This window comes from Vibrio bivalvicida (genome assembly GCF_001399455.2).
GTDB lineage: Bacteria > Pseudomonadota > Gammaproteobacteria > Enterobacterales > Vibrionaceae > Vibrio > Vibrio bivalvicida.
Genome location: NZ_LLEI02000083.1, coordinates 29232 through 40761, shown reverse-complemented (window position 1 = coordinate 40761; position 11530 = coordinate 29232). Strand labels below are relative to the sequence as shown.

Below are 11530 nucleotides of genomic sequence, written 5' to 3'. Positions count from 1 at the left end.
CAGACATTAGAATGGCAATATGTTGCTAAAATGTAAATAGTGCAACAGATCACAAATCTGGTGCGACAGGATGGTGTAATAAATTTATCAATACAAATAGATTTGAAGTTTGAATGAATGTCACCACGTGGTGAAAAAAACCAAAGAAAGTTTAAAATTTGGTCATAAATTATGGGGTTGATCGAAATCACATGAATCTCATGCCCCATTTTTGTTACTATCGAAGGCAAAGACGTTTTCAATGACTCAAGGAATGAAATGCAGTATTTTCCTCTATTTATAGATCTTAACCACAAGCCAGTACTGGTTGTTGGAGGTGGGGAAGTGGCGAGTAGAAAGGTTGATAGCTTGATTAGGGCAGGAGCCGACGTCACTATTGTCTCGCCAAAAATCGAAGACTACCTCGCTAAATTGGTCGATAAACAAGAGTGCCGCTGGGTTCAGGGTTTTTACTCGGCCGAGTTACTTGATAAGAAGTACATTCAAGTATGGGCGACAACAGACAATCCAAGTCTGAATCACCAAGTCCACTACGACGCTAGGCAAAAAGGCATATTGGTGAATGTCGTCGATGACCTGCCTTACTGTGACTTTATCACCCCTTCTATGATTAACCGCGGGCGTATCCAACTTGCAATCTCGAGTGGGGGAGCGGCACCAGTATTGATTCGTAATGTAAGAGAAAAGCTTGAGGCTGTACTCCCTCAAAATCTCTCTCTACAGGCTGAATTTGCTGCGTCAAAGCGTGGGGATATTAAGAGCATACTGCCAACAGTGGATGAGCGACGTAAATTTTGGGAAGCGTTTTTTGCAAGATCTGATGTCGATCATGCTAGCGCAAACTCAGCGCTAGAATTTGCTTATCAAGACTTACTTAAGCAAGGCTTTGATCAGAAAGGCTCCGTGAGTTGGATAGAGTACGGTGATGATGTTGAGCTTCTCACTTTAAAGGCGATGAGGCTGATGCAGCAAGCTGAACTAGTATTGTTTGATAGCTATTGCCCGTTTGGGTTTATTGACTTGGTACGTCGAGATGCTGAACGAGTTGAGTACCACAACGAGGCTGAGCTAGCCGGGATGCTAGAAAAGGCTAGGTTAGAAGATCTGCGCGTGACGGTATTTGTTCCTCCTAGATCAAGTGGAGTTACTTTCCTGCAGGGTGAAGATTTACTGCTGAGGTTAGGTTCAAGTAAGTAGAAAAGAAAAAGCCCGATACTAATCGCATCGGGCTTTTAACTATTAGGCATAAATTAGTCGCGGAAGTTTTCGTACTGGAAAGGTTGGCCTAGCTCAGCTTCACGTATCACGGCGATTACCGCTTGCAGGTCGTCACGCTTTTTACCCGCAACACGTACTTTCTCTCCTTGAATCGAAGCTTGTACTTTCATTTTTTTGTCTTTGATCAGCTTGACGATTTTCTTCGCAATTGGTGTTTCGATGCCTTGCTTAAATACGACAATTTGATGCCAGTTTTTACCCGAAGCTTCTTCTCCTTTCGCTTCCATCGCATTTGCATCTACGCCACGTTTTGCTAAGTGGCTTCGTAAAATGTCACGCATTTGCTTTAATTGGAAGTCGCCTTCAGCGTTTAATCGTACTGACTCGTCTTTTTGCATTTCAAACGATGCTTCTACACCGCGAAAATCAAAACGCGTAGAAAGTTCACGCGTTGCGTTATCTACCGCGTTACGTAACTCAACAGTATCGATTTCAGAGACAATATCAAATGATGGCATGTTGGAATCCTTATTATTACGAGCGTTCTTTAACTGCTGTTGCTAGCATATCAAGCATGGTGGCGGTATCTTCCCAACCTAAACATGGATCAGTAATAGATTGACCGTAGGTTAGATTGTTGATGTCTGCCATAGACTGGTTGCCTTCAAGGATAAAGCTTTCAGCCATGATACCAGCGACTTGATTTTTACCAGACTTAATCTGTTCACAAATATCTTTTGCAACGTCAAGCTGCTTACGGTGCTGCTTTTGGCAGTTGGCATGGCTAAAGTCAACCACAAGACGTTGTGGTAGGCCAACTTCTCCCAACTGTTTGCACGCAGCATCGACAGATTCTGCGTCAAAGTTAGGTCCTTTGTCACCGCCACGCAGAATCACGTGACCATAAGGGTTACCACTGGTACGGTATACGGTCATGCGACCGTTTTTATCTGGTGAGTAAAAGTAGTGAGACGCCTGTGAAGCACGAATAGCATCAATAGCAATTTTGATATTGCCGTTGGTGCCGTTTTTAAAGCCTACCGGGCATGATAGCGCAGAAGCCATTTCACGGTGAATCTGTGATTCTGTCGTACGTGCACCGATTGCTCCCCATGTAATGAGGTCTGCAATGTATTGGCCTGTGATCATATCAAGAAACTCTGTAGCCGTAGCAAGGCCGAGCTTATTGATGTCTAGTAATAGTTTACGCGCTTTGTTAAGACCAGCTTCTAATGCATATGAGCCATCTAGGTTAGGGTCAGTAATGAGTCCTTTCCAACCAACAATGGTTCGAGGCTTCTCAAAATACGTACGCATTACAATGAATAGCTGATCTTTGTATTGATTCTGAATGGCTGCTAGGCGTTCTGCATAATCGATTGCAGCTTCAGTATCATGAACTGAACAAGGGCCGACAATCACAAGTAGGCGTTGGTCTTCCCCTGTAAGGATATTTTCAATTTGACGACGTGACTGTGCAATACGCTGGGCTACTTCGTCCGTAATCGGATGGGCGTTTCCTAACTCTGCCGGTGTCGGCATTGGACCCAAAGCTTGGGTTCTTAATTCATCGGTTTTTAATGGCATACCACAGCCTGTTCTCTTATTGCGAAGCGGTAAAGATAACGGAAACGCCGTTAGGAATAAACTACTTATCGAGATTCTTCTTTATACAAGGGTGTAAAAGTGAAAAAACGGATGCTTAACTAGATTCATAGTACATTCGACGTTCATTCTCTATGGTCAAGCATTGCTCTAAACTCCGTCTAGACATTGCATATTGGACATAATTTATCAGTGCTATCTAGAACGGCCTGATAAATCAAACGTCTGTTTCATATCACTGTTTGAAAGATTGATGTTAACAAAATGTTGACATAAGTTTTCATCCGTTATGAACTGGATTAAATTCAACTGGTCGGATTAGTTCAAATGTTATCAGCGCTATCAAAAGCAAATTTCTATCTTAATTATTTTGGTTTTTTCAAAGTTCCTTTTATCTGGTTAGCAAGACCCAAGATACTCCAACTAGATTCTGAGCGAGTTGAAGTGAAGATTCCGCTTAAGAGACGCACCAAGAATCACCTGAACAGTATGTATTTTGGTGTACTTGCGATAGGTGCCGATGTAGCGGGTGGTTTTATGGCAATGAGCAAGGCACAGGACTGTGGCAAGAAGGTGTCGTTGGCATTTAAAGCAGTGGAAGGTCAGTTTCTAAAGCGACCCGAGGCGGACGTACACTTTGTATGCGAAGATGGCCAATTGATTGATGAAATGCTTGAAGAGGTGTTTAAAACGGGTAAGCGCGTTAATAGAGCAGTAAAAATAACCGCCATCTGTCCAAGCTTACACGGTGATGAACCTATGGCGGAATTTTTTCTTACTCTATCACTGAAGCAAACGGGTGACTAACATCTTCAACTTCCATCTGTTCGACGGCGACTATTTTGCTCCGGTTTAGAACGATTTTCCAACGATAGAACTTAGGCTCGCCATCGTGGTTATCTTCTTTGGCGATCAAATTGATCAAATGACGTTTTTCTACCGACTCACGGCTGACCTGCCCATTGTTGTGGGTGTAGACTTTGTTTGAGCCTTTGTCCATTAGTCGAGTGATTTCCCGCATGCTAACTAATAACGACTCGCGGGTTTCTTCGTATCCGCTCATAAACTTAGATGTCGACATTTCGGTTTGGGAACTGTAATGCAAGACTTGCTCTTCTCTTTGGACGACGCGCTTTTTACGGATAGACTTTATTCTATCGGGGAGTTTCTCCAACACTTTATAGTCTAACCATTCAAGCTTTTGCCCAACCGCTTTCTTGGTGGTTGGATCCAGATACAATTTGCGCCATTTAGGGCGACCTTTGCGGATCCATCGCCACATCACATCACGTAGATCGTCTTTAAAAATTTCTCTTAGCGCATACACAAACGACATTAAAATGATAAATGAGGCGGTGATTTCTCCCCAGTAATCACGGGCAAGTATGGCTGTTATGGTGACGAAGACCATGACAAAACCTGTTGCGCCTCCTTTGACAACGCGCTTCATATTTTTACCCAGCGATTGCGTTTTTTCTTGTAGCACAACGGGGTGTTCAATCAATCGCCGCAGGAGACGCATTTTGTTGCTCAAGCGTGTTACGTCGTCTCGGACACTTTTCGAGTTGTAGTTGTTTAGCTTACGATGTGCGGCCTCTTTTTCAACAATAGCAAGTAGGCTCTCTTTTAAGCTTTTGTATTCGCTATCTCTAGGCATATGGGCGATAAGCGACATCAGCCGTTGACCGGTATACCAAGATAAGTAGTTGTCGATGTTAGCGTAGTAACGCTTCAAGCTTTCTTCATACGGAATACTTCGACGCAGTTTCTTTAGGATATCTAGGGAAAGCTTAATGACTTCGTCGACTTCATCTGTGGTGACAGTCTCTTTGTTATGCTTGTTAAGTTCGTTGACTGCCTTGTCCAGTGCGATGACATACTGGTAAGCAAAAAGACTCAAACTGACACGGTACTGGGTGGTCGAGAGTCGGCCACGTTTTGCCAATCGGCTGTGGACTAGGGGGAGGAGAGTTTTGTCACTGTAATAAGCGCGTTTTTGAATGATAGATTCATAATAGAATTCACTCTCTTTCAAAACATCTGGAGACAAACCAAGCTCACCAGGTACGAAAAAGTACAAGTCTAAATCTGACTTTTTGGTTGCTGCCATTGCGTGGGAAATTTTGAGAGTAATGCCGTCCTGCTTATCAACGGTTAACAAATAGTGCTCCTGAAAAATTACTAAATTTCAGGCGAAAGCATAACAGAGATTCGTTATAATCACCGCAAATTTAACAAGAGACAGTTGAAATGATTAAAGTTGGTCAGATTAACCACTTAGAAGTAGTAAAAAGAGCAGATTTTGGCCTATTTCTTGACGCTGGTGATTACGGTACAACACTGTTGCCAAATCGATTTGTACCAGAGGGCGTCGAAGTAGGTGATTTTTTAGATGCATTTTTATATTTCGATTCTGACAGTCAGTTAGTCGCCACAACTGAAACCCCAATTGCTCAGGTGGGTGAGTGGGGTTTGATGAAAATCGAAGGTGTTAACTCAATCGGTGCATTTGCAGACTGGGGGATCAAAGGCAAAGATCTACTAATTCCTTTTAGTGAGCAGCGCGCACGATTTGCCGCAGGGCAGAGTGTTTTGGTATATGTGTATAGCGATAAAGCTTCAGGGCGTATTGTCGGCACAACCAAATTTAATAAGTGGTTAGATAAAACGCCAGCTAAATACACCCGCAATCAGCAAGTGGATCTGATTATTGCTGAACGAAGTGATCTTGGTTTTAAAGCGATTGTGGAAGGTGAACACTGGGGCATGATCTTTAAATCAGACGTCTTCGGTAAGCTATTTATTGGCAAAAAGCTTAAGGGTTACATTAAGAGTGTACGTGAAGATGGCAAGATTGATCTTTCATTACAGAAAGTCGGTGTTGGCAAAATGGACGACTTAAGCCAAAAAGTATTAGATTTATTAGAGAAGAAAGGTGGGTTCCTTCCTCTTAATGATAAATCTTCACCAGAGGCAATTTTTGCTGCTTTTCGCACCAGTAAGGGTACGTTCAAGAAAACTATCGGTGGTTTGTACAAACAAGGCAAAATTATCATTGACAAAGAAGGCATTCGTCTCGCTTAGCTAATACTAGACACCGCTTCCCAAAAAAAAGGCCCATCGCTGATCCTGCTTTGGGCCTAGGGGAAGGGCTCTATAAGAGCCTGCGCTAACTGTTTGAATTTCCAACTTTATCAATACCTAAATTGTAGTTCAAGATTCGGAATTAGCTAGGCTCTTATAGAATTTCATACTATTGTTCTACGGATTAGAATAGATTTTTATCTCTTACCAGTTCGCGTGGTAAACCATTCTTAATTCGATTTCCTACCCATTTTCCGAGACCAATCACATCGTTACCGAATGTCACGATAACTTCTCCCTTTCCTGAAAGACCTTCAGGGCGGACATCACGACCCATAAACCATTCTCTGGCATCATCAACTGAAAGTGCTATGGCGGTTTTTTCATTACCTTTTGCCAAAGCCGTCGCGACTTGATGCTGCCAGCGATAGCCTTTTTTATGTGCTTCTGCGATCTTTATGCCCATGCGCGAGAAACGTAGCTCGCCCAACATTGGTTCCAACTGGGTTGGAAATAGCCACACATCGTTGTCTCGCAACCACACTGAAGATTGTTGTGGCAGTTCAATATCAAGTGTTGCTTTGAGCTGTGTAAAGATATCAGATTGAACTTTAGCGCTGGCCTTTTCAAAAGGAAACTTACCTAAACGTTTTTTCACTTTCGGTGCTTCAACAGAGCCGACTTTGCGAATGCGTGCAACAAAGAAACCTTCACAGTCATAAACTTGTGGAAAAATATGTAGAAAGCCTTCTTCTGTCAGGGCTTCGTCCGCTTGTGGGAATAGATCGCTCAGGCTTTCAAATTCTACATCATCGCCAAACACTTCTTTTAGGTGATGGCAAACTTGCTGGTTTTCTTCAATGCTTAAAGTACAGGTGGAATAAACCATTACCCCGCCAGGCTTTAAAGCGTGAAACGCGCTTTCGATAAGATCTTTTTGAGTATCAGAGATTTCGACAACCGAAGCTTTGCTCCAGTTTTTCATCGCATCTGCGTCTTTTCTTACTGTCCCTTCACCAGAGCAAGGAGCATCGATAAGAACCGCATCAAATTGCTCAGGTAGCCAGCCTCCAAAAACACGGCCATCGAAGTTACTTAACGCGGCGTTGCGAACCCCGCAACGCTCTATGTTAGCGTGCAAAACTTTCACACGGCTAGCGGAAAACTCATTGGCAACCAACACGCCTTGATTGTCCATTGAAGCTGCTATCTGAGTCGTTTTTGACCCCGGTGCCGCTGCCATATCAAGCACGCTGTTGAATTTATCATCTTGATTGAATAGAGCGGAAACAGGCATCATGGAACTGGCTTCCTGAATGTAGAACAGGCCTGACATATGCTCTGCCGTATTGCCTAAGGGAATGTCCGTCTCATCTGCTTCAATCCAAAAGCCTTCACTACACCAAGGAACAGACTCAAGCTGCCAATCTTTGCTTTTAGCTCGGGCAAGAAAGTCGTCGACGGATATTTTTAAGGTGTTGACTCGAATACTTTTGCGAAGAGGGCGCTGACAAGCTGCTACGAAATCATCCATATTCAAATGGTTAGGGAGAATAGATTCAATTTCAGAGAGGAACTCTTCTGGCAAATAAACGTTATGGTGCAAGGCTCTGTCTCGACTAGCTTAAAGGTCGGTGATTATAGCCAAATAATATAAAAAACGCAGCGATTAGGCTGCGTTTTATTAGGATTATTGTAGAGGTTGTTTGGGCATCTATGGTTTAGGAATCGCCGTGCGCCATTCTTTCCAGCCATCTTCGGCTTTCGCATATAGGTAAAATGACTGGCCATCCTCTGCGGCGGGCTCCAACTGCTTTTGTTCGGGAGTAGAGAAAGTGATGCCTCCTCGCACTATACTATCAAGCGTACCAGCTTTAATATTTGCACCTGTCAGTCCGATAGAAACATCAACCCCTGATGTGTTCCAAAACACACTATTTCGACGAACTAAATAGGCGTAATTGGGATCGACAACAATGGTTGAAACAACGCGATCAGCGAATTCGCCAAGTTCAACTAGAGTGACTTCACCCACTTCGATGTCGCGATAAAGTACAGGAGTTCCCGCACTTATAGAGCCTTTTGATTCACTTTGTAAAGTGAATGAAACACCCTGAATGACTTTCTCATTAGTATGTAATTTAAACTGGCTTTGTTGCTCACCCTTACCTGGCTGTACGCTAATTGATTGCGCCAGTAGGTTTTGAATATTTTTCACACCCTGTAAACCAAGTTCAGCTTTAGGCAACCAGAAGTAAGACCCTTCAACAGCAAGGGTATCGGTATACTCTGGGAGGATACGCGCCTTAATTTCAACACTCTTACGATTGAAGTTAGGTACAACGAGAGTGACTTCACCGACTTTAACACCGTTATAGTTAATACTCGTGCCTTCTGACAGAGAATTTTCACCGTCAAGTGTAAGAGTTATGACTTGTCCAAACTTCCGCGCTGTTTTGAAGTCTTTATACAGTAACCATTTGTCATTTTGAATATTGTCGACACCAGGTAGAGAGTCAAAGGCGATACCTCCTTGGATCAGTGATTTTAGCGGCGCCGCTTTAACACTGATTCCTGCTAAGCTAGCATCAATTTCAACTCCTGAACGATTCCAGAATACGGTTTGTTCGGTCACTAAGTGTTTGTATTGGTTCTCGATGCTTGCTGAAATGATCACGCCGCCATCAACCAAGTAAAAGTCCGATACGTTACCAACTTGCAGATTGCGATAGAGCAGCGGGCTACCTTTACTAATCGGTGGTAACTCGTTGGCAAAAAGTGTCAGTTTTGTAGAACCCGATATATTGTATTTTGCCAGTTCAGCTAGAGATTTGTTTGGATATAAGCGATATTCTTCTTGCGCGCTATCTTGCCCTTCACTAACAAAACTAATCGAACCAGTAAGGAGTTGCTTAGCCGGTGGGACTGTTATGTTTAGCCCAGACTCGGTTAATTCAGCACTTGCACTGCCGGTGACAAAGAAGCGGTTTTGCGATTTGATTAAATGAGCATAATTGCTATCAATTAACGCGTCGAGTTGAACCTTGTCTCCAACTAGACGAACCTGAGTAACAGAGCCCACACCTATGCCACGGTATAGAATATGTGCCCCTTGATCTAAACCGAATGAATTGTCCGCAATCAAATGTACGGCAACAGAACGCTCTTGCTGTCGGTTAAACTCATCTTTACGAACTGCACTAAACTTACGAGCACGTTCTCCATCACCTGGAACAATGGTCAAGAAGTTACCTTTGACGATGTTGGCTATATTTTCAACGCCAGTAAGAGACACTTTTGCTTCTTCAAGGACAAATTTACTTTCAGTTTTTAACATGTCGCTAAACGCAGGTTGAATGGCGGCAGAGGCAATGATGCTTTCGCGGCCGTTACTTAGCTCTAGGTTGGTGATTTGGCCTATTTCTATACCGCGGTACATGATCGGTGCGCCGTTTTCACTGATGTTGTTGTCATCAGGCAGTGCTACTTTGATAGCGATACCGCGTCCAGCCGTCTTAATGTCAGGATAGAGTCTAAACTCCGTGTTATCAGCTACAGGTGCGCCACCATCTGGGGAGTCAACAGCAATCGACCCCCCAATCAGTGCGCTTAAGCTTTCAAGGCGGACATCAACACCCGCAAAACCAATATTTGCACCAACGCCGCTCACATTCCAGAAACGACTGTCATCCGTGATGATGTGTCGATACTCATCTTGGATAGAAGCCTGAATAAGGACATGCTTTGAATCGGAATGTAATTGATAGCTGTACACCTCGCCTATCGGAATCTTACGATAAACGATCTGCGAACCAACAGATATCCCCCCCAGATCAAGGGCCTTTAATGAGATATTTAGACCTTCGCTGGCCATTAAATCTGATGGGGCGCGCTCTAAGGCGGTAAACTCAGTTTCTGGCTCTGATGGGTTACTACTCGGAGAGATCGCAATATAGTTGCCCGAAACTAAAGCGTCTAATCCCGAAATACCTGATAGGCTAGCCGTAGGTTTTACCATCCAAAAGCGAGTTTCTTTGGTCAGGAGCTTGGTCGCTTCAGGGTAAATATCTGCATCAACATAAATGCTTTGCAGATCTTCCGCTAGATTGATGTCTTTGACCATCCCGACTTCTAAGCCTTGGTAGCGGATAGTTGTTCTTCCTGCGATGAGACCTTGCGCATCTGAAAAGTAGATTTGTACTCGCTGTCCGGCATCTTGAACCGCTTTAAACACCAGCCATCCCGCTAATATCATCGTCAATATAGGTAACAGCCAAAGAGGTGATAGACCTTTATTGCGTTTGATATGTGGCGAATAAGAGTTTTGTGTCGGAGATGGATTACTCATTTAGTGACTCATTGTTTTTGTTTTCATCTGGGTAGTTATCCCAAATCAACCTTGGATCCATGCTTTCAGCTGCCAGCATGGTTAATATGACAACAATACCAAAAGCAACAGCGCCATACCCGGGTGTAAAATCAAGGATTTGGCCTCGATCAACTAATGTCATCATGATGGAAATAACAAATAAATCCATCATAGACCATCGACCAATCCACTTAATAATGAAGTAGATGGTCATTCTATGCTTGTGGTAGACCTTACGTTTAAACTGAATTGCTAATAGAAGATACGATAGGCCAAGAATTTTAGCGACAGGTACGACAATGCTGGCGACAAATATAATGATAGCGATTCCCGTCATACCACTCTTTACCAAAGAGGCGACACCGGAAAAAATAGTATCCTCAAGTCTTTTCCCATTGGTGAGAAGAATCGAAATAGGGATTAGATTGGCAGGGAAAATTGCGACCGTGGCCGCAATGAGATACGCCCACGTTTTTTGTATTGAACGGGGTTTTCTATGATGTATTGGGCTAAGGCAGCGTAAACACACTGTACCATCTGGTTGAGATAGATGACAGTGGTGACAGTGTAGCTTTTTCTCGTGAGGCGAATAGTGAGACTCAGGATCGTACGCCTCCCAGTACCGGCGTACGCTGACGCGGGTAATGAGCAAAACGGTCGCGACTTGTAAAAGCAGTAAGCCAATTAGGCCAACTCCTACGTGAATATCAGAATAGTCCTGCAACTTGAAACAAGAGATGGCAATACTGACTAAAAAGACATCAATCATCACCCAGGGTTTCAGATGCTGAACGATCGCCAACGATGCTTTAAGTACTTTGAACTGGCGATACTTGAGGCCAATGTGGGCAGCTACGACTGAGCTGCACACCAAGAAAGGGGCGATAGAGCTACAGAAAAAGATCAACAAGGCGAGCATGGCATAGCCTTCTTGGAATAAGGTGAATATGCCAGCGGGTAGGGTTGCGGGTATCATGACTCCGAACAGTCTGATGCTAATGAAATCGAAAAAATGCGAAGGGACAAAAAGCAATAGGCAGGTGATTGCAAGTGCTAGGTCGCCAGATAAAGAAGGCTTGCCTCCTCGGTAGAGGTGAGTGTTACAACGAGGACAATGAGCACTTTTTCCTCGCTCGACCTCAACAAGGTCTACGGGTAGCTCACAGCCATCACATAACCTAACTGAAGTCGGTTTAGAAGAGTGGGCATGCATTTGAGAAGGACTCATTGTTCCTCCCCAAATAAGACGGTGAT

9 protein-coding genes are annotated in these 11530 nt (G+C 43.7%); 3 read left to right on the top strand and 6 right to left on the bottom strand.

What is annotated here, in order from left to right; genetic code table 11:
* Positions 1-258 precede the first annotated feature (258 nt).
* The gene (locus tag APB76_RS20125) at positions 259-1197 is read left to right on the top strand and encodes a precorrin-2 dehydrogenase/sirohydrochlorin ferrochelatase family protein (RefSeq protein WP_049844043.1); all 939 of its coding nucleotides are present in this window, start codon (positions 259-261) and stop codon (positions 1195-1197) included.
* A 53-nt stretch (positions 1198-1250) separates the two neighbouring features.
* Here APB76_RS20125 and APB76_RS20120 read toward each other — a convergent pair whose 3' ends face one another.
* Together APB76_RS20120 and APB76_RS20115 are read right to left on the bottom strand one after the other, a co-directional pair.
* Complete coding sequence (locus APB76_RS20120; protein WP_054962451.1) at positions 1251-1736, bottom strand: YajQ family cyclic di-GMP-binding protein; 486 nt, start codon at positions 1734-1736, stop codon at positions 1251-1253.
* Between the two features lie 16 nt (positions 1737-1752).
* The gene (locus APB76_RS20115) at positions 1753-2805 is read right to left on the bottom strand and encodes a 3-deoxy-7-phosphoheptulonate synthase (protein ID WP_049844045.1); all 1053 of its coding nucleotides are present in this window, start codon (positions 2803-2805) and stop codon (positions 1753-1755) included.
* Positions 2806-3150: 345 nt separating this feature from the next.
* Between APB76_RS20115 and APB76_RS20110 the strand changes: the two genes are divergently transcribed.
* Positions 3151-3630 (top strand): DUF4442 domain-containing protein, encoded by a 480-nt coding sequence (locus APB76_RS20110; protein WP_049844046.1) that lies wholly within the window; start codon positions 3151-3153, stop codon positions 3628-3630.
* Here the strand turns inward: APB76_RS20110 and APB76_RS20105 are convergent.
* A complete protein-coding gene (locus APB76_RS20105; RefSeq protein ID WP_049844047.1) occupies positions 3599-4984 on the bottom strand; it encodes a hypothetical protein in 1386 nt (461 codons plus the stop codon). The two genes, APB76_RS20110 and APB76_RS20105, sit on opposite strands and share 32 nt — an antisense overlap.
* 89 nt (positions 4985-5073) lie before the next feature.
* On the opposite strand from APB76_RS20105, the gene APB76_RS20100 reads away from it, so the two are divergent.
* A complete protein-coding gene (locus APB76_RS20100) occupies positions 5074-5907 on the top strand; it encodes a CvfB family protein (RefSeq protein WP_054962450.1) in 834 nt (277 codons plus the stop codon).
* A gap of 184 nt (positions 5908-6091) precedes the next feature.
* On the opposite strand, the gene rsmF is transcribed toward APB76_RS20100, so the two are convergent.
* From rsmF to APB76_RS20085, 3 genes are all read right to left on the bottom strand, one after another.
* Positions 6092-7513 carry a 16S rRNA (cytosine(1407)-C(5))-methyltransferase RsmF gene (gene rsmF, locus APB76_RS20095; protein WP_074181741.1) on the bottom strand — a complete coding sequence of 474 codons (1422 nt, stop codon included), beginning with the start codon at positions 7511-7513 and terminating at the stop codon, positions 6092-6094.
* Positions 7514-7621: 108 nt separating this feature from the next.
* Positions 7622-10255: a PqiB family protein gene (locus tag APB76_RS20090; RefSeq protein WP_049844049.1), complete on the bottom strand. Its 2634-nt coding sequence runs from the start codon at positions 10253-10255 to the stop codon at positions 7622-7624.
* Positions 10248-11504, bottom strand: coding sequence for a paraquat-inducible protein A (locus APB76_RS20085; protein ID WP_049844050.1), 1257 nt, complete (start codon positions 11502-11504; stop codon positions 10248-10250). The genes APB76_RS20090 and APB76_RS20085 overlap by 8 nt, the downstream gene beginning before the upstream one ends.
* Positions 11505-11530 lie beyond the last annotated feature (26 nt).

Bases quoted from the DNA above. Each gene is read 5' to 3' on its own strand.
- APB76_RS20125 (WP_049844043.1), top strand. From the start codon at position 259: ATGCAGTATTTTCCTCTATTTATAGATCTTAACCACAAGCCAGTACTG.
- APB76_RS20120 (WP_054962451.1), bottom strand. From the start codon at position 1,736: ATGCCATCATTTGATATTGTCTCTGAAATCGATACTGTTGAGTTACGT.
- APB76_RS20115 (WP_049844045.1), bottom strand. From the start codon at position 2,805: ATGCCATTAAAAACCGATGAATTAAGAACCCAAGCTTTGGGTCCAATG.
- APB76_RS20110 (WP_049844046.1), top strand. From the start codon at position 3,151: ATGTTATCAGCGCTATCAAAAGCAAATTTCTATCTTAATTATTTTGGT.
- APB76_RS20100 (WP_054962450.1), top strand. From the start codon at position 5,074: ATGATTAAAGTTGGTCAGATTAACCACTTAGAAGTAGTAAAAAGAGCA.
- APB76_RS20090 (WP_049844049.1), bottom strand. From the start codon at position 10,255: ATGAGTAATCCATCTCCGACACAAAACTCTTATTCGCCACATATCAAA.
- APB76_RS20085 (WP_049844050.1), bottom strand. From the start codon at position 11,504: ATGAGTCCTTCTCAAATGCATGCCCACTCTTCTAAACCGACTTCAGTT.